Here is a 20200-nt window from a genome sequence, read left to right on the forward strand (position 1 = left end):
TCGCTGAAGGCCGCGGAGTAGATGTGCAGAAAGTCAATGACTGGGCTAACAATCTCGTTGCCGTCCAAGCGACCGAAGCCTATCTCCCCGAAAAAATCGTCGATGGCCTCCTCTACCGTCATGAATTTGATCAGCGTCTCGCCGATCTCACCGGACAAGATAAGGTCAAGAATCTACGGACCGTATCGACAGCCGACTATGCAACCACCATCGACAACTCAAAAGTGGGCAACGGCAAGGGCGCGAACATCGCCGTGCTCTATGCCTGCGGTGAGATTGTCGATAACGGCGATGACGAAATCAGTTCATCCGCTATGGTTCCGGAAATCCTCGATCTCGCGGAGAATGAAGACATTGACGCTCTTGTGATGTATGTCAACTCCCCCGGCGGTAGCGCATACGCTTCCGAACAGATCTGGGAGGCTCTCCAGCAGTTCAAGAAGATCTCCGGCAAACCCTTCTATGTATCGATGGCCGACTATGCAGCATCGGGCGGTTACTACATCAGCTGCGGTGCCGACAAGATTTTCGCGCATCCTACCACTCTCACCGGCTCTATCGGCATCTTCGGTATAATCCCCAATTACGAGCATCTTGTCAAGGATAAGGTCGGCATCAACTACGTAACAGTAGCCACTAATCCCGACGCACTGCTTCCCGACGGCAGCAAGCCTATGACACCGCGACAGGCAAATGCAATGCAAGCTTATGTGGAGCGTGGCTATGACCTCTTCACCAAACGCTGTGCCGAAGGACGCCATATCTCACAGGACTCAATCAAGGCAATTGCCGAAGGCCGTGTATGGGACGGAAGCGAAGCCATAAAGTTAGGACTTGTTGACCAGCTCGGAGGTCTCAACGATGCGATTGCAGCAATAGCCTCGGAACTCAATGTGGAATCCTACACCATCAGCACCTTCCCTTCAGTCAAGTCAAAATGGTATGAACAGATCATCGAGACTGCCGGGACTGATATCAAAGCCTCATTCATCCGCAGTGAGCTTGGCGAAGCTGCTTCAATCTATGAGACTGTCCGTCAGATCAAGGGAATGGCACCGATACAGTGCCGGATGGAGTTCACGGAACTCCGTTTCTGACACCAACGGCGTTCCTGACAGACTGAATGCTTATCTCCCCGAATTAATCGGAGCTATACGGTTTGAAGCCGGATGGTTCTTATTGTCAAACCTACAGAAACAAAATTTTGGCCCGTAGCAAACTCTTATCCATGCTCCTGCTCTATCCCATCTCGCGTCTTTACGGGCTGGGTGTAGCCGTGCGCAACAAGATGTTTGAGTACGGAATGCTCAAACAACAGGAATTCGACATTCCCATCGTGGTGGTCGGTAATCTCGCAATGGGAGGTACCGGAAAGACTCCCCACGTAGAGTATATCGTCGAATCCCTTCTCGGCCGATACAATGTAGGAGTACTGTCGCGCGGCTACAAACGCGCCACCAAAGGATTCGTGCTTGCCACTCCGCAGTCACGTCCGGAGGATATCGGTGACGAATCATATCAGATCTATCGCAAATTCGGTCCCGATATCACACTTGCCGTTTGCGAGAAGCGAACGGAGGGCATCACGAAGATGCGTGAAATCAATCCTAAGCTCGATATCATAATCCTCGACGATGCTTTCCAGCACCGCTACGTCAAGCCTTGGGCTTCCGTGATCCTGACCGAGTACAACCGTCCGGTGTTCATGGACAAACTTCTGCCTTACGGACGTCTCCGCGAGTCGCCCCGCGCACTCAACCGTGCGGAAATCGTGATCGTAACCAAATGTCCTCCCGGCATGAAAGCCATGGACTACCGTCTGTTTGAGGAGAATCTGAAACTGTTCCCCTATCAGAAACTTTACTTCTCACGCTATAACTACGGCCATCTCGTCCCGGTTTTCCCGGAGGAAGCTCCCGACATCCCGTCGCTCGATGCCCGCAGCACGGACACTTCCGTGCTCGTGATCACCGGCGTGGCCAACCCGAAACCTTTTGTCCGTTTCCTGCGCCGTCAGAAACTTAAAGTGAAACTCAAACGTTTCACGGATCACCACAACTTCACGTCGTCGGACATGGAAGAGATCTCACGACTATTCGACGGACTGACTGCCAAACGTAAATTTATCGTCACTACCGAGAAGGATGCTGTACGCATATTAAACAATCCCTACTTCCCGCATCATCTCAAGAAGTCGATATTCTACGTCCCCATCAAAGTCGAATTCATCGACCGTGGAGAGCCCGACTTTACTTCAGGGCTTGAGAAAACTATCCGCGACTCACGCTTGTTTAAAGCTTAGCGGCCAGTATGCCTCTTTTTATACCTCTTATTACTAAATGAGGACAAATAAGCGACTGCTAACTGACCACCGCCATCCATAATCATCAATATCATAAGAAACATGTTAGAAAAGATCAAGCAGACAGCAGATTTTCTCCGCTCGAAAGTGGATGAAATGCCTACTACAGCCATTATCCTCGGAACTGGTCTCGGTGCGCTCGTTGACCATATCGAAGATAAACTCTATATCCCCTACTCCGAAATCCCCAACTTCCCCATCTCTACCGTCGAAGGCCATAGCGGCAACCTCATCTTCGGCCGCCTCGGTGACAAGCGCGTCATTGCCATGCAGGGCCGCTTCCACTACTACGAGGGTTATGACATGAAGCAGGTCACCTTCCCTGTGCGTGTATTCAAGGCACTCGGAGTGGATACCCTCTTCGTCAGCAATGCTTCGGGCGGCATGAACAAGGAATTTCAGGTTGGCGACGTGATGACAATCACGGATCATATCAACCTCTTCCCCGAATCTCCCCTCCGTGGCAAGAACTATAACGAGCTTGGCACACGCTTCCCCGCCATGACCAACGCTTACGACAAGGAACTCATGAAACTTGCCGATCAGATCGCCGAGGAAAAGGGTATCCGACTCATGCACGGCGTATATGTCGGTGTCACAGGACCTACTTTCGAGACCCCTGCCGAATATGAGTTCTACCGCATCATCGGTGGCGACTGTGTGGGCATGTCAACCGTTCCTGAAGTCATCGTGGCCAACCACGCAGGTATGCGTGTCTATGGCCTCTCCGTGATCACCGACCTTGGCGGAAAGGATGTGACCCAAGTCCCCACCCATGAGGAAGTACAGCAGGCCGCGCTCATTGCCCAGCCCAAGTGCCTTGAGATCATGAAGGAACTCGTCAACCGCTGCTGAACAAGTCAGCCGTCATACTTGTAATTAATACGATAACGGATCAACCCGATAGAGTTTAGGGCCATCGCTTGCGGTGGCCTTATACATATCAACCATCCACACTTCCACGCTTCTAATCCCCCTACTGTCACAATATGGAAATATCAGAATTAGGCGAATTCGGTCTGATCGACCGCCTCACCAAAGGTCTTGACCCCGTCAATCCTTCAACCATAAAGGGTGTCGGTGATGACTGTGCCATACTCCGCAACCACGACACCGATATCCTTGTCACTACAGATCTTCTCCTCGAAGGTGTCCACTTCGACCTCACCTACGTCCCGCTCAAACACCTCGGTTACAAATCGGCCATAGTAAACTTCTCGGATGTCTATGCCATGAACGGCCGTCCGAAACAGATCACTGTATCGCTCGGCATATCCAAGCGTTTCACCGTCGAACACATCGAGGAACTTTTTGCAGGCATACGTCTTGCCTGTGAGATCTACGGCGTGGATCTCGTCGGTGGCGACACTACTTCCTCTCGTCAGGGACTCGTCATTTCCATTACCTGTATCGGCGAAGCTCCCGCAGACAAGGTCGTGAAACGTTCAGGTGCAAAAGATACCGACCTCATCTGCGTGTCAGGCGATCTCGGAGCAGCCTATATGGGATTGCAGCTCCTCGAACGCGAGAAAGTGGCGTCCGCCGGACAGAAAGACTTCATCCCCCAGTTCAACGGCAAGGAATATCTCGTGGAGCGTCAGCTAAAACCTGAAGCACGCCGCGACATTATCGAGGAGCTCGACAAGGCCGGCATAGTCCCCACATCCATGATGGATATCAGCGACGGCCTCAGCTCCGAACTCCTCCACATCTGCAAGCAGAGCGACACCGGATGCCGCATCTATGAGGACCGTATCCCAATCGACTACCAGACTGCAATCATGGCCGAGGAACTCGGAATGAATCTCGTGACCGCAGCTCTCAACGGCGGAGAGGATTATGAACTTCTCTTCACCGTACCCCTCCACTATCATGAGCAAATAGAAAAACTCCCCGGCGTGAAACTCATCGGCCACATAACCAAACCCTCACTCGGATGCGCCATGATCACCCGCGACGGAGCTGAAATACCCCTCCGCGCCCAAGGCTGGAATCCTCTCGCCGCTCCGGAGAAAGCGTAAAACAGAAATCATCCTCCACACATTTATCATTAGGGCCTATCCTTAAAAGATGGCTCTTTATGACACAATAGATGCAGGGATGATCAAAAATCTCTAAAATAAAGATCTCAGACCAAGCATATAAGACAATAAAAATGTAAAGTCTGAGATTTCTTTTTCAAGTCTAAATCCGTTTCGTTTATGTGGAATTTTTGGAAAAAAGCATCAAAAGAAAGCACTACCCCGAAAGTGAAACCCTCCGGTGAATTTTCAGTCTTTATCCCGGAGGAAACCCTTCAGCTGGCCGACACGAAAATCGACGGCAAGCCCTACGTCTGCCTGCTGAATACATCAATCTTGGATCTCTCACCCAAAGACCCTTTCCGGTGGTATCTGTCACTCATCATACGATATGAAAAGACTGTCGGAGACGAGATGCCAGATAAGGCTGACGCTGCTATCATGCAGGATTTCACAGACTATCTGCATGATCTCCTCGCCGATGACAAGGACCATCCGAACGCCCTGTACTTAGGCAGGGTGACAGGTGCGGGTAAGACACATGCCATGTGGTACGTGAATAATCCCGAAAAGGCAAACAGCCAGCTCCAAGCCATCATTAAATCCGGGAAATATCCTCTTCAATTCGAATATGTAATGGACGAAGATCCCGACTTCAAAGAAGCACATTGGTGGTTAGGATAATTAACGTGGCTGCGCCAAAATAGATATAAATTCCGGATTGTAGGGCTTGCGCAAGCGCAGGCCCTACAACGGAGTTGATTTTGACACAGTTCATTTAAAATCAAAAAAACAGCGTCATTCAATATCAAAATCAGGAGGCCTACGTTCACACGCAAGCCTCCATAAGGAACATTTGTTTTACAAAACTTTTACAATCTTTTTTACCTGAAATTGTACTGTCGTCATTTTGGTTCTTTTGAAATCCGGATGGCAGCTCCGCCGCCGGGCGCAAGATTCTGCTTCAGTTTTGTTCCGGGTTTCACTTTGACAGTCCTTATGCGGTAAGCCTGCGGATTATCCTTCCAGTGAGCATCAGGCGCATCCTCATAGATGGTTGCCACGTACTTTTCACCTGCAGGCAAGAAGCTGAGATCAATCTCGGCAGTCCTTCCGTTTTCATCAGTGATCGCACCGACGTACCAGTCATCCGAGTTCTTGTCGAGGCGTGCAACGGTTATATACCTGTTAGGCTCGGCTTCGAGATATTTCGAATCAGCCCAATCCACAGGGACATCCTTTATGAACTGGAAAGCATCCGGGAAACGCTCGTAGTTCTCAGGCAGGTCACACGCCATCTGCATCGGCGAGGGCATGGTGAGATAGAGCGCAAGCTGACGAGCGAGCGTTGTGCCAGCCTGCGAATCCTTACCCTCTCCATAATAACTCATCTTGGTCTCGAACAGACCCGGAGTGTAGTCCATCGGACCTCCTTTCAGACGGGTGAAGGGGAGGATACAGGTGTGTGACGGAGGATTGCCGCCCATCGACTCAAATTCGCCACCTCTGGCCGACTCCTGAGCAAGCCAGTTGGGATATGTGCGGCAGAGACCTGTCGGGCGCGGAGCTTCATGGCTATCGACCATAATCTGATAATCGGCTGCACGTTCAATGACGTTGCGGGCATGATCTACCATCCACTGCGAGGTGTGATGTTCGGAACGCGGGATGATAGCCCCCACATAACCGGTCTTTACAGCATCATAATTGTTATCCTTCATGAACTGGAATGCGCGGTCGAGCTGAAGCTCATAGTCAGCGGCATTGGCAGCTGTCTCATGGTGCATGATGAGCTTCACTCCCTTCTCCTTCGCATAGTCGCGCAGTTCCTCTACATTGAAGTCGGGATAAGGTTTGTCAAAGAGGAACTGACGGTTCTTTCGGTAACCGGCCCAGTCTTCCCAACCTTCGTTCCAACCCTCCACGAGCACCCCATCAATACCGTGCTTGGCGGCAAAATCGATGTAACGCTTGACGTTTTCGGTATTGGCCGGATGACGGCCGTTAGGAGTTAGCTTGGTATAGTCGGTCACACCGGGTTTCGCAAGAGGATCGTCGGAATAAGCCCAAGTTTTCTGATAACCGGTAAACATCTCCCACCATACACCCATGAACTTCATAGGCTTGATCCATGATGTATCCTCTATCTTACACGGTTCATTGAGATTGAGGACAAGCTGCGACGAAAGTATGTCGCGGGCATCATCGCTGACAATGAGGGTTCGCCACGGAGTGCTGAAAGGCAATTCAAGATAGGCACTTACACCCAGACGGTCCGGGACAAGGTGTGACTTCATTGTGTAGGTCTCAGGATCTACATCAAGGAGCATAGCGGGATAGCCGTCGAGAGCAGCCTCATGAACGTTGATATATACACCGTCGTCCGTCTTGAGCAGCATTGGCGTCTGGATGGTCAGACCTTCTACGCGCTGCGCTTCTGAATGCTTTCCATAGCTTTCAAGAGCCTCCGGAAGATCTGTAAACGTCGTTTCGGACCACAGGTATTCGTCCGTGTCATAATCGCCGGGAATGCAGTAGAGCTTATGATTGCCGGTAAAATTAAATTCCGTAAGCTCATCCTTGACAGTAAGATGGTTCGGGCCTTTCTGTACAGGGAGCTCGTAGCGGAAGCCGAGTCCGTCATTAAACAGGCGGAAGCGTATGGTCATCTCGCGCTGGCGATCTTCATCAACCAGATTGACAGCCATCTCCTTGAAGTTATCACGGATCGTGGAGTATTCGCCCCACACAGGTTCCCATGTGCGATCCACAGTGATTGTATCAGTGCCGGCGATACGGAATCCGTCCGTCAGGTCCGTCTGATCGGATTTAAGGCCCAGTGCGCTTGCCTCCACCACCGGCTTGTTCTTATAGTCAAGCGTGTAATAGGGAGCACCCGAAGGAGTAAGCTCCACACGCAGGACGAAGTTGCCATCCGGTGAAGTTATGCTCACGGCCGCCATTTGCATGACGCCCGCGAGCATACAGAGTGATATCAGTTTTTTCTTCATTAAAAATCCGAAAGAAGATTAGTTCATCAAAATAACGTAAGCGTATGGTTCAAGCTCAATCTCGACAGGAGCTGTGACCGAAGTACTCTTGATGAGATCGGTCATAGCTGCACCGGCAAGAACGATCGGAGTTCTTACGGTCTGCGTGCTTCCGGTAACGTTGACCGCTACAAGGAGATTATGACCGGGAATGGCACGCGTAAAGCATACGACAGAAGAATTGGAGTAGTCACGCAGTTCGCCGCGACGCACTTCAGCCGAAGCCTTGAACGCAGAATTGATGCTCTTATATACGTCTGAGAGAGGGGTCGAGAAATCAAGCGTCCTGTAATCGAAGAACGAGAGCTTGCCTGAAAGACCTTCGACATCCATTGAGGAATAGATCATAGGAGTACCGTTGAGCATTGATGCGAGAACGTAGGCGGCAGGTACACCTTCAGGCGATCCGAACATGGTGGCGACATTATTCTCAGCAGCCACATCGTGATTGAACACATAGCGCAGGATCGACTTTCCGTCGGGAACTTTTGCGAGAGCTTCCTTGGCCTCCTTGACAACGTTGGCAGGCTTGCCGCCGTTGAATGCAGCAGAGATTGTGGTTGCACTCTCCCAGTCATAAATCATATTGAAGCCATCGGCATAATACTCAGGATTGGCAGTCTCGGCGAGCATGATCATATCGGGATTGATTGCACGGAGATCCGTGATGACATTGCTCCAGAAATCCTGCGGAACACCGTCGGCATAGTCACAACGAAAACCGTCGATCGACAGCTGGTTCACCCAATATGTCATGGCATCCTTCATGGCCGTGCGCACCTCTGAATTATCGAAGTTGAGCTGAGCCACATCGCTCCATCCGGAAGGCGAAACGATATTGCCCTCGGCATCCTTCATATACCAGTCGGGGTGCTGGGTGATCCAAGGACAATCCCATGCAGTGTGGTTGGCAACCCAGTCAAGGATAACCTTCATCCCCTTGGAGTGAGCCGTGTTGACAAGGTTCTTCATGTCATCCATGGTTCCGTAGCGGGAATTGAGTGACGTGAAATTACGGATACAGTAGGGAGAACCGATACCGTTGAGCTCACCAGTCTCATAGACCGGCATCACCCAAAGGATATCACAATCCATGTCGGAAATGCGCGTGAGCTGGGCGGTCAGACCCTTCAGGCAGTCATTCTCACCGAAGAAACGGGGGTTGGCCTGATAGATCACGTTTGTCGAAACTTCGTCGCCTATCACAGGAGCAGCCGGATTGGCGGGCATATCTATCTCGTAGGAAGTGCAACCGGTGGCGGCAAAAGCTGCCACCGTTGCAATGATTGATGTTATCTTGTTCATGGATCTTACTTCATTTCAGCTTTGTCGGGATTAGCGACGATAAAATAATTTTTGTCAAGAGTGATCGAGGCAGCATCATACTGCGTACCGGCATTGTTGTTGAAAATCAGATTCTCGGTCTCGCCGTTACCCTCGACAGTGATAACCTTGTAAGTAACGCCGTCAACGGTCTCGGTAGCTTCAGGCTTCACGCCGGGCCAGCCGCCGAAAATCTCCTTATCACCCCATGCATATACATAGAAGTCAGTCCATCCGGTCTTATCCTCGATATAGATCTTGTATTCGCTTGTCGGAGCTTCCACGATGCTTGCCCCGTCAGGATTTGCTACGATGTAGTAATCCTTGTCAAGAGTGATGGTCACAGCATCATACTGAGTACCGGCATTGTTGTTGAAGATCAGATTCTCGGTCTCGCCGCTACCTTCGACTGTGAACACGAGATAGCTTACTCCACCGATTTCCTTGACTTCGGTTGTCGATGCACCGGGCCAACCGCCAAAGATCTCCTTGTCACCGTAAGCGTAGATGTAGAAGTCGCTCCAACCGGTGAGATTCTGCACGTAGATCTTATACTCTTCAGCAGGAACAGGTTCGGGATCGGGTTCAACTGTTCCGGGGACGTAAGTGGCAGGATCAATTTCTACCGCACGGTTGGACGATAGTTCGACATAAACGTCGCGGTCAAGATTGAAGACAACCACGTCGTCAACCTGCTTGCCGCTGCCATTGTTGAGAATCACATGCTCCTCAAGACCTGCATCGCAGTTAGCCGCACCAAGGTCAAAGTAAGTATATGTCACGCCGTTGATGACCTGAGTACCGGTCGGTGCCATGCCGGGCCAACCGCCGTTAAGGTCGTTCACCGTACCCCACATGTAGAGGTAGAGATCATCCCATCCGGAATTGTTGACGACGAAGATCGCGTAACCGTCATGAGTCACCACAGCAGAAGGATCGAATTCGGTGACTGCGCTCGGAGTGAGTTCAAGATAGAAATCCTGATTCAGTGTCACGTTGAAGTCGGGGAGCTGCTTGCCGTTGCCGTTATTATTGAAGATAAGGTTAAGGTTAAGACCTTCGTTGGCCGCGCCGGTATCGAAATACTTGTAGTTGACACCATCAATGGTCACCTTGCCGGTAGGCTTCATGCCGGGCCATCCGCCGAATGCCTCGGCATCGCCCCATGCATACATGGCGAGTTCGTCGTACTCGGAATTATCAACTACATAGATCACATAACCGTCATGAACGATTTCATCAGGATTCTGAGGTTTGTTGAAGTAATCAGCCCAACGATAGACGAGGACATTGAGACGCTGACCAAGTGCCGGAGCTTGGGTGTGGATCACGGGGGTGTTCTCCAGCGAACGCTCCTCACCCTGCTCTACGGAATAGAACGTGTAACCGTCCGCAAGGGTCTTGCCATCGATAAAGTCGGCAGGATTCAGATAGACGCCCCACTTCACATCCGTGTCGGAAGCCTTCTCAAGTTGCCAGCGGGGATCGCCGACGGCATCCATGCCACCGTTGAACTCACCTATGATGTAGATTTTGTCTGTTGCAAGTGTCCCCTGAGGCACGATGACTTCAAGAAGCTGATAGCCGGGACGCAGCTCGAAGCGCGGAAGCTCGCTGTCGAATATAATCTCATCCTTCGAACATCCTGTCAGGAAAGGCAGGAGCATGAGGAAAAAGATACCGAATATATTGAATTTCTTCATTTTTGACTGATTTTTTTAATAGTTAGGATTCTGAACAAGACCCGGATTCACCATCAGAGCCACCTGCGGGAGAGGATACCATTCGTAACGGCGGTCACGCTTGGCCGGCATCTGACGGTCTGTCTCTGTCGCACGTCCGAAGAACCACCACTGGCCCTGTGTGAACTTGTCGAAACGGCGGAGGTCAGTGCGGCGGCGGCGACCTTCATCAAGGAACTCAAGACCCCATTCGCTAAGCATCCAGTCGGCGTCGAAGGCTGTGAAGCCGGGGCCGGGCTGCTCGATAGTGTTGACATCAGAGGGATTGTAGTAACGCTGACGCACGTCATTGACCAGTTCCTTCGCGCTGTTTGCGTCACCTGCACGGAGCTTGCACTCAGCAAGAGAGTAATAGACCTCGGCGAGACGGAATTCAACCTGATCGGCATCACGCCAGTCAAGACCGGTGGATGAAGGATAGATCGGATAACGGAGGACACGGAATCCGGAGTTGGTCTGTCCCCAGCGAGGACTCATCACGGGTTCGAGCGCGCGTCCGAGACCGAGGAAAGTACCGACTTGGTCAACATAAATCAGAGGTTTGTCCTGAAGGTCGGCATCGGCAAGCACCGGTTGACCTGTCACGTAGTTGATCTGTGCGCCCATTGCGAAGATACCCTTCCAGTTACCGGCTGCATCGCAGGTGAACGGTTGCTTACGGATATCCTTGTCATTCATGCGGTCAAAAGGTGCGCCGAGTTTGTCACCGTAGTCAAAAAGGAAGCTCTTCGCACCCTCGCTACCCGCGTTGGGGACGAGAGTACCGGTGTTGTCCTTCGACGGTACCATACACGTACAGTTCCAGCCACCCTGATCACATGAGAAATCAAACATCTCATCATAGTTGTAAGGGAGGAAGGGGGTGTTGCGGTTATTGTTGGTCAGGCGACCGGCTTCCATCTGGAAAGCAAACACGACTTCAGAGCATTTGTCATTGTTGATGCCATAGATGTCACGATAATCTGCGGCAAGGTTATATGTACCGTAATCGCCGTCAATGATCTGCTGGCAGAGTTCGGCACATTCCTTGAAGCGATCCACTCCGGTGAAGATCTGTGAATTAAGGAGCAGACGCATCTTGAGCATACGGTTCACTCCCTGATTCATGCGTGAGCGGACCAGACTTGAACCATCCTCAGCGGTCAGGTCATTGCAGCAACCGTCAAGCTCATCGGCGATGAATTGCCAGATGACCTCGCAACCCTTGTTGAAATCAGGATCGGCTGAACCGGGAATGCTACCGCCTACAGAAATGTTGAGCGGGAGCGCACCGCCCCAAAGCTCAAAATTATTGTAGTAAGCCCAAGCGCGCATAGTGCGTACTTCTGCGATATAGGATTTGAGCGCATCGTCAGTCATACCGATCGCGGAGGCATTGATCTGCTCCAGATCGTTGATAAGTGTGTTGCAGAGGCCGATGGTCTCCCATGCGTGTTCCCATGCCTGACGGATGATTACTGATTCGGAGTTCCATGTCTGGGTCGAGAGGACGAATTTGGCAGCCTCATCGTAGCCCCACGCGCCACCGTTCCATGTACGCCATGCGATCTGGTCGGCAGAAAATTCGTTGAGATACCAGAAATATTCCAGAAATCCGCTCTGGGCACTCGAATAGATGGATGCGACAGCTCCCTTGACACTATTCTCGTCCTGATAATATGTCGAAGCATCGATGCGGTCAAAAGTTACTTCATCGAGATTGGTACATGACCATGATCCGACAGCGATTGCGGTCGCACTCAGCAGACCGGCTATATGATTGATTATTTTCATTATGTCTGAATGTTGAGATTAACGGAAGCGAATGTTTACACCAAATGTCACCTGTGTTGCGGTCGGATAGGCCGAGGTCACGTCGATACCCGGAGTGATGCCTGTCGAGGGGACAGCCGAGGGATCGGTGCCGGAATAGCTGGTGATTGTAAAGAGATTCTTGGCAGCGATGTAGAAGCGGAGGGTGTCGAGCAGACGGCGGTCCTTGAGGGGAACGGTGTAACCGAGAGTGACGTTTTCAAGCTTGAAATAATCGCCGTTCTCAAGGAAGTATGATGAAATCACTCCACCGCCTGACCATACGTCACGATCTTTGAGATAGGTGCTGCGGAGCACATTGTCCGTACCACAGCCTCTGAGTCCCATTCCATATCTGCGCATGTTGAAGATCTGGAAGCCGAAAGCACCGTTGAACATAAGACTGAGGTCGAAGCTCTTCCATTTGACTGTGTTGTTCCAAGTGAGGAAGTGTTTGGGCGCGCCGTCGCCGATATATCTCTTATCCTTGGGATCGGCTGAAGCGGCTGTGACTTTCTCACCGTCGGAGGTATAGACGAGCATATTGTGGTTCTCATCGACACCGGCATACTCATAGCCCCAGAACTGACCGATCTTACCGCCTTCCTCGACACGGAAGAAGTATTCGCTTGTGCCGACACCCGGTTTCTGATAAAGATCGAGGTAAGATGCCTGATAGATGGAATTGGAAAGTTTGGTGAGTTTGGTCGTACCGTAAGAGTAGTTGATACCGGTGGTCCATGTCACAGGCTGATTCACCACTGCGTCGGCCGTAACGGCGAGCTCGATACCTGTATTCTTGGTCGTACCTACGTTAACGAGGATCTCAGGATAGACATACGGGGGCTGGGGAGCAGTGTAGTTATAAAGAAGATCCTGTGAGCGGCGGTCAAAATATTCGATAGAACCGTAGATACGGTTGAAGAACATGAAGTCGATACCGTAGTTGGTGCTGGAAAGTTTCTCCCATCCGAGGTTAGGATTGGCATTGTTTGAAGGACGGTAGCCGGTCACCCATTGGCCATCGATATAGTAAGTACCGCCGGGCGAGTATGTGGCAAGTGATTTGTAGGCATCGAAATCGCTTCGGCCGGTCACACCGTAAGAGATACGGGGCTTGAGACTCTGGACAGTCTGCACATAATCAGCAAGGAAGGGAGCTTTGGCCATTTCCCATGCGATAGATGCCGCAGGGAATGAACCCCACTTGTGATCGGCACCGAACTTTGTGGAACCTTCGTGACGGATTGAAGCCGAGGCGATGATCATGCCCTTCCAAGAGTAGTTTACACGGCCGAAGAAACCGATAAGGGTCGATTGGCTCTTTCCGCCATACATCTGTGCCTTACCGTCGGCAAGCCATGTACCTGAACCGATACCGTTCCAGAGAGGTTTGTCAAAGGTGAAGTTGTTGTTCTGCATGAACATCTGCTCCCAGTTGGAACGCTCAAAAGAGTAGCCTCCTACAACTTTCACATCGTGGTCACCGTTCTGGAAGCCATAGTTGCCGATCCACTCCACGCGGTTGGTCCACCATTTCTGATACTGCTGCGACGCACGTCCGGCATATCCGCCCCAGTATGATTCACCGGAGGTTGTCGGGGTGTAGTAGTCGCTCTTCAGGTCATTGTAGTTGTATGAGTAAGAGAATGTGGTGCTCACATTGTGATGCTCATTGTTCCAGATATTGTACTTGATATCTGTCGAACCGAGGATGTATGTACGGTTACCCTCCGACTTGTTCACTCTGAGCTGCTGCACGGGATTCTTGATGTCGGTCGGCGAGGTGGGCTGATAGTATGATCCGTCTGCGTTATATACCGGAATAGTAGGGTTCATGCTGAGCGCGGTATCAAACATTCCATCGTCACCCCATTTCTCCTTGACCTTGCGGGCATTGAGCGAGGCGGTGATGCGGAGATGATTGTCAAGCGCGTTGGCCGACACGGCGGCACGTCCGCCGAACTCCTCGCGGCGGCTCACGATATCGAGACCGTTGGCCTTTTTCCAGTTCATTGATGCGGTGTAGTAACCACCGTTGGCAAGCGAACCGTCGATAGCGAGATACTGGTTTGTATCGTAAGCCGTCTTGCGGGTGATCAGATCATACCAGTCGGTGCTTGCACCGTAGTCGTTACCGCGACGTGCGAGTCGCCATTCGTAAGGCGAAAGCACTTCGGGCTTATCCTTTGCAAAAGCGAGTGCACCATAGGAATCGTAAGTGATGACGGGGAGTCCTGCCTCACCTGTTCCCTTCTTGGTAGTGATAAGAATGACACCATTGGCACCGCGCGTACCGTAGATGGCAGCCGAAGCGGCATCTTTAAGTACTGACATCGATTCGATATCCTGCGGAGCGAGTGTACGGATGTCACCGCCGGCAACACCGTCGATCACGATAAGAGGACCGTTGCCCGCGCTGAGCGAGGTCGCACCGCGCACCTGAAGATCCGCGCTACCGTTAGGATTGGCAGCTGCCGTGCTTGACACGTTGAGACCTACCACCTTACCGGTGAGCATTTCCATGGGGTTGTTCATCGCACCTTTCTGGAAATCGTCGCGATTGACCTGAACGATTGAGCTTGAAAGTTCCTTACGGCTGAGTGAACCGTAACCTACGACAACCACTTCGTCAAGAAGCTCGCTGTCCTCCTCCATTGTCACGTCAATTCTGGTCTGACCTTTGACGGGAACTTCGACTGCTTTAAAACCAACATAGCTGAAAACGAGAGTTCCGTCCGAGGGAACTTTGTTGAGAGTATAGTGACCATCGAAATCGGTAGCGATACCGTGAGTCTGATCACCTTTTACTGAAACACTGACACCAATCAGAACCTCACCTGTCGGATCGGAGACTGTGCCGGAAACATTTACTGTCTGCGCCGACAAGAACGGAGCAGCCATCAAAGCTATCACCCAAAGCACTGTGAGAGTGAAGGCTCGTAAATTCCATGGTTTTTTGTTCATTATAAGTATTGATTTAATAGTGATGATTGCGATGGAAAGTGCAGCATTTTTAACTATACGATGCAAATTTCGCCAACCTTTTATAGTCGGTCAAGGCAATCAAATAAAAATCAAAACTTATAGGGGGGGTAATTAGCTGTAACTCAACAATAAAGCTACTTAGCGACTCTCAAAAAATCAATATTTCTTTCAGTCCCGTAGAGGTCTGTTTTCAATCCAGATTCCTTACTTCATTCTCAAATTCATCGGGATTGATGGCTCTCTTCCTGATCTTCGAACGATAGGTATAGATCGTCGATATCGAACACCGAAGGAAACCCGCTATCTTGGCACTGTCATCGATACCGATTCGAATGAGGGCATACAGGCGGAGTTCGGTGTTGAGAAGCTCGCCGGATTTCAGGACAATCTGCTCGCCGGGATTGAGCAGGGCATTGAATTTTTCGACGAACGACGGATAGATCTTGAGAATAGCCTCATCGAACCTGACATAGAAGTTTTTCAGCAACTGGTCGGCCATCTCGGTCGATTCAAGTTTTTTCAGTAACGCAGCCCTGTTGCCTCCCTGAACCGTCAGATTACGCAATGACTGCTGATAATGCTGGAGCGATGAAATGGCAGATGAGCAATACTCCATGAAAAGTCCGGCATACTGCTCTTTGGTACGGTTGAATTCCTTCAGTTCGACATTTTTCGCTGCCAACTCCGTATTGGTGGCTTTCAATTGCTGCGAGAGGCGGCTCAATTCACCGTTCTGCTCCGCCAACACGTTATTAGCCTTCTTGATTTCTCCGGACATCACATGCAATTCGTCGTTCTTCCCCTTCAGCTCATGGTTAGCATACTTCAACTGTTCGGAGACCTTGCTCAGCTCCTCGTTGGCAAGACTGACCTTATCCTTGGCCTTGCGCAGACTTCTGATCTGTTTCAGGATCAGGAATACGGTCACAAGCAGGATTATCGAAAGGACGCTGCTCACCGTCACCATTGTCCTCAGACGGCTGGTCAGATCATTCTGCACGGCCGAATAAGCCTCGTCAATCACAGGCAACATCTTGCTCGACTGGGCATTGCGCATCAGAGCGGAGTAGAAATTGGCATCAGCTATACTTTTCTTGAGATAACGGTTGGCCCTCTCGACGTCACCATCCTCAAACATTACGGTGGCTACCTCGCGAAACGACATGTTTTCCTTCACCGCACCCCTCACATCCGAAATAGCACTGAGAGCAAGGTAACGCTTATACTCGTCCGGGAATCCGGCTGTCTTATAGATATAGGCAAGGGTCGAGGCCAAAATCGAATAGGATCTCGTCCCTGACGGATACATTTCGAGATGACGCGACAATGATTCGATGGCTTTGTCGGACTCACCGTTACGCGCCATCTCAGACATTACGAAAACAAGATGATTGAATGAATCCGGATCAATCACCTGCCCTAACGAATCGGCATAGAGAGCGCGTTTCTTTTCATATTCCAATGCGGTCTCGTGCTCACTCGTATATTCGCTCAGATATTGGTAGAGGCCACAATACGTGGTGTAATATGACTCCAACAACGATGGGCTTAGCGAATCACGCGGAATGGCCTGCATGGCGACAAGCGCATCGGCAAACAAGCCTGCATGGGCATAGACATCAGCCCTTTTTATGAGCAGACGGGTGTATTCACCGGGAATATCCCTGACGGCGGGACGCTGGAGATTATAGGTGATATAGTGGAGAGCCGAATCGGCATTGTAGGCGTTGAATTCTTCTATGAGGCTATCGATCAGCACCGTGCGTTGGGCTTTATCAGTGGTCAGGTCATATTTCCGCTTCAATGCGGTGATACGCTGATTCTTCTCATTGTCATACTGTCCGCTGTTGGCAATCTCAGAATCCAACAGTCCATAAAGCTGCTGCAGCTCAGCCACATCGCCACGCTGCGATTCAGAGCAGGATACAAGCAGGAGTATAAATAATAGAATGACAAGTGGCCTCATTGTACATAACAGATTTAAGGAATTCAATCTTACACATTTTTATATCCGAATGTATCCGACATCGAATTTGTGATGTCGGATACATTGATTGTGTAAAATTAATAATAAGTCAGTTATGCACCAAATAATTGCTGATGCAATGTAGGATTTTAATCAGATGACGGGCTATTTAGCCGGCTATTTTCTCACGAAAACAGCAGATCCCAATGCCGGGAGCGTGAAGGAAGCCTGTGGCGAGAACTCAACGGTCTCTCCGCCGAGAGCGTCACGGTAAGTACCTTCGGGGAGACCTGCAGGGATTGTGAACTCCTTCTCCTCATCGCTGAAATTAAGCATAACGACCACATTTTCATCACCGAGCGTGCGCTTGTAGGCGTAGATCGAAGCATCGTCCGTAGTCGAAAGGTTCGTGAGAGTTCCGCTCTGACTGCCTGTACGCAGTGCCGGCTGTGTGTGCTTCAGATGTGTCAGATTTTTGATGAGCGCAGTCATGGTTGTGTCCGGCTGTGACCAGTCGATCGGAGTCTTTTCGGCGAGTGAAATGCGTCCGCCGGATTTATACTGGATCTCCTGACCGTTGTAGATCAGCGGTATTCCATAGACAGTAAATTGTAATACGGTCAAGGGTCGGAAATACTTGTTATAGACTATATCCTCGCTACCACCCTGATCCTGAAGCACATCATGGTTGACAATATAGACCATGCGCGAGCGGCCGGCGTAAGGATCGGTGATCGTATCCTCCGGTGCTTTTGATTCTCCCTCGGTGAGACCGGTGTTGGCAAGCTGTTCGCAGGCTTTACGGAGCATTGCGAGATCCGGTTCGGGCTCATTGGCAAATTCCTTGAGCACCTTTTCCTGAAAATCCCAGCAGTAGTTATAGTCGAAATATCCATTCTTGACCAGCGATGGCTTCGATGAATCCTCAGCAAGCCATGCAACGCGTTTGCCATCCTTCAGCACCCGCTCTGATGCCTTGCGCCACAGTTCGGGAGAAGGTCCGGAGGCGTAGTCGCAACGGAAGCCGTCAATATCAAAATTATCCACCCAGTACTGCATGGCTTTCACCATCTCGTCCTGCATAGCCTCATTGTCGCGGTCAAGCTCATAGACATCTTTCCAAGCTCCGCCGAAAGGATGGACGAAATCGCCGTCCTTCTTTGAGTAGAACTCCGGATTTGAGGTGACCCATACATTGTCCATCGCAGTGTGATTGCCGACCCAGTCAAACCATATCTCCATACCGTTGTCATGGATGGTCTTCACGAGATCACGCAGATCCTGTTCAGTGCCGTTGTCGGGATCAATCTTGGTGTAATCCTTAATGGCGTAGGGACTTGAATATGCACCCCACCGGCCTGTATCACCAAGTTCATATATGGGCATGAGCCATACGACATCTACCCCTAACTCTTTCAGACGCGGGATCTGTGCCTCGACACCTTTAAGATTGCCTTCAGGTGAGAAGTTACGGACAAACACCTCATAGATGACACGATTTTCGGGAATATGCTCCTCAACCGTCTCCGCTGCTTTCTTGGAGCAGGCAGTACAGCCGAGGACAACTGTCATGAGAGGGATTAAAAAGTTTTTCAGACGTATTTCCATCGAGTATGATAAATTTTTATTGATTTGAAAAGAAAATAGCAAGTATTTCTGACTCATCGCAAAATTACGCAGTATCGCGGTCGGTTTTTGTAACGTCATAGAAAAATCAAAACGCCCGTATGGATAATCATCTGAATACACGCGTTTTACAACAGAAAAATTCAAACTTATCTCAACTTTACTTTTCTCACTGTAAGCCTAATAATCAGCACTCTGCATCACCCGACACACTCTTCTCGGTCAAAGGGTCAGTAAACAAATGAACATTCTGCGGTGTTATGAAATCACCCACAATTCAACTAAACTTTTATCAACAAAAATCTATTAAAAATCATCGTATGAGAAGTATTACTACTTTTGATCTTCAGTATGCCCACCGTTTCTACGGATTCAAGGGTGAGGCACAGTACCTTCACGGCCACACAGGAATCATGACCATTGAAGTGGAAGATACCGTAAATGAAGGTGTGAATATGGTGTTCCCATGCAATGAAATCAGAAAGACCGCATGGAGTGTGTTGCAGAACTTTGACCATGCCCTCGTACTCCGTGAGGACGATCCGCTGCTTCCCGCCATTGTCGGCGTATATGAAAAACAAGGTATCCTCAACGGTCATCCTCAGAACACAATGAAGGGTGAGGCATTCAAGACTGAACTGGCAACAGCTTATCCGGATGCACGTCTCGTCGTCACAAAAGAAACTATGACCGTCGAAGGAATGATCAAGATAGTTTATGATCTCCTGAAGGACAAACTCAACATCGCCCGCATCAAATTCACCAGCGGAGTGAACGCTGCGGAAATGGAATTCGACACACACAATAAAATAGACCGCTGCCCTCTCTGCGGAATTGCCCTTGACGAAAACGGCGCATGCCACAAATGCGGCTATCACAAGAAGTAATCTCCCGACACACCATCCGCCATAACAAGCGAAACGAACACGACACACAATCCGCTATAACAAGCGAGACAGACACGACCGTATCTCCCTACGGCTTGTCAAACGGACTTTTCAATAACAACCAAGAGGGTATATCAGACTTTGACCACCATGGTCATCTGATATACCCTTGATTCATATTCTCATTGTTTTTGGTATGATTGTTGAAATCTACATTAGCAATGATTCCGGCGCTGTCGCATTTTTTTCTAAAATCGTGACAGTCAAATCCGGCATCAGCATTGAGGAAAAGGCCGTCAATAGAAATTCCTGCGTTTTCCATCATGCCAAAAATCTGGTCAAATGACGTTCCAATCTCATGAATATTATGGTGCTTGCCGGATTTTGGCTCAGACATAGCCATCGGAATACCCTGACGGTCAGTAATAAATATAGCATTGGTGG

13 protein-coding genes and 1 pseudogene are annotated in these 20200 nt (G+C 50.2%); 6 read left to right on the plus strand and 8 right to left on the minus strand.

Features of this window, described 5'->3' with window-relative positions; all coding sequences use genetic code 11:
• From sppA to K2G41_RS06720, 5 genes are all read left to right on the plus strand, one after another.
• Positions 1–1097: signal peptide peptidase SppA (gene sppA / locus K2G41_RS06700; RefSeq protein WP_300116659.1), on the plus strand; the 1097-nt coding region annotated here is incomplete at its 5' end.
• A gap of 107 nt (positions 1098–1204) precedes the next feature.
• Positions 1205–2302 (plus strand): tetraacyldisaccharide 4'-kinase, encoded by a 1098-nt coding sequence (lpxK, locus tag K2G41_RS06705; RefSeq protein ID WP_300116661.1) that lies wholly within the window; start codon positions 1205–1207, stop codon positions 2300–2302.
• Between the two features lie 102 nt (positions 2303–2404).
• The gene (locus K2G41_RS06710) at positions 2405–3217 is read left to right on the plus strand and encodes a purine-nucleoside phosphorylase (protein ID WP_300116663.1); all 813 of its coding nucleotides are present in this window, start codon (positions 2405–2407) and stop codon (positions 3215–3217) included.
• A 134-nt stretch (positions 3218–3351) separates the two neighbouring features.
• The gene (thiL, locus tag K2G41_RS06715) at positions 3352–4383 is read left to right on the plus strand and encodes a thiamine-phosphate kinase (protein ID WP_300116665.1); all 1032 of its coding nucleotides are present in this window, start codon (positions 3352–3354) and stop codon (positions 4381–4383) included.
• A 180-nt stretch (positions 4384–4563) separates the two neighbouring features.
• Complete coding sequence (locus K2G41_RS06720; RefSeq protein ID WP_300116667.1) at positions 4564–5067, plus strand: DUF695 domain-containing protein; 504 nt, start codon at positions 4564–4566, stop codon at positions 5065–5067.
• A 221-nt stretch (positions 5068–5288) separates the two neighbouring features.
• On the opposite strand, the gene K2G41_RS06725 is transcribed toward K2G41_RS06720, so the two are convergent.
• The 7 genes from K2G41_RS06725 to K2G41_RS06755 all read right to left on the minus strand — a co-directional run bounded on the left by K2G41_RS06725 (position 5289) and on the right by K2G41_RS06755 (position 18815).
• The gene (locus K2G41_RS06725; RefSeq protein ID WP_300116680.1) at positions 5289–7367 is read right to left on the minus strand and encodes a glycoside hydrolase family 97 protein; all 2079 of its coding nucleotides are present in this window, start codon (positions 7365–7367) and stop codon (positions 5289–5291) included.
• Between the two features lie 45 nt (positions 7368–7412).
• A complete protein-coding gene (locus K2G41_RS06730; protein ID WP_300116669.1) occupies positions 7413–8738 on the minus strand; it encodes an alpha-amylase family glycosyl hydrolase in 1326 nt (441 codons plus the stop codon).
• A 5-nt stretch (positions 8739–8743) separates the two neighbouring features.
• Positions 8744–10459: a starch-binding protein gene (locus K2G41_RS06735; RefSeq protein ID WP_300116671.1), complete on the minus strand. Its 1716-nt coding sequence runs from the start codon at positions 10457–10459 to the stop codon at positions 8744–8746.
• 15 nt (positions 10460–10474) lie between these two features.
• Positions 10475–12271 carry a RagB/SusD family nutrient uptake outer membrane protein gene (locus K2G41_RS06740; RefSeq protein ID WP_300116673.1) on the minus strand — a complete coding sequence of 599 codons (1797 nt, stop codon included), beginning with the start codon at positions 12269–12271 and terminating at the stop codon, positions 10475–10477.
• Positions 12272–12289: 18 nt separating this feature from the next.
• Entirely contained in the window at positions 12290–15193 is a 2904-nt protein-coding gene (locus K2G41_RS06745; RefSeq protein WP_300116681.1) for a SusC/RagA family TonB-linked outer membrane protein, read from the minus strand.
• 274 nt (positions 15194–15467) lie between these two features.
• Positions 15468–17243, minus strand: coding sequence for a DUF6377 domain-containing protein (locus K2G41_RS06750; RefSeq protein WP_300116675.1), 1776 nt, complete (start codon positions 17241–17243; stop codon positions 15468–15470).
• A 177-nt stretch (positions 17244–17420) separates the two neighbouring features.
• Positions 17421–18815, minus strand: a complete 1395-nt coding sequence (locus K2G41_RS06755; protein WP_300116676.1) for an alpha-amylase family glycosyl hydrolase — start codon at positions 18813–18815, stop codon at positions 17421–17423.
• 374 nt (positions 18816–19189) lie between these two features.
• Between K2G41_RS06755 and K2G41_RS06760 the strand changes: the two genes are divergently transcribed.
• Positions 19190–19756 carry a 6-carboxytetrahydropterin synthase gene (locus K2G41_RS06760; protein WP_300116678.1) on the plus strand — a complete coding sequence of 189 codons (567 nt, stop codon included), beginning with the start codon at positions 19190–19192 and terminating at the stop codon, positions 19754–19756.
• 154 nt (positions 19757–19910) lie between these two features.
• Here K2G41_RS06760 and K2G41_RS06765 read toward each other — a convergent pair.
• Positions 19911–20200 (minus strand): annotated as a pseudogene (locus K2G41_RS06765) (IS5/IS1182 family transposase); the annotation flags it as partial.

The sequence above is a fragment of the Duncaniella sp. genome (assembly GCF_029056165.1).
GTDB lineage: Bacteria > Bacteroidota > Bacteroidia > Bacteroidales > Muribaculaceae > Duncaniella.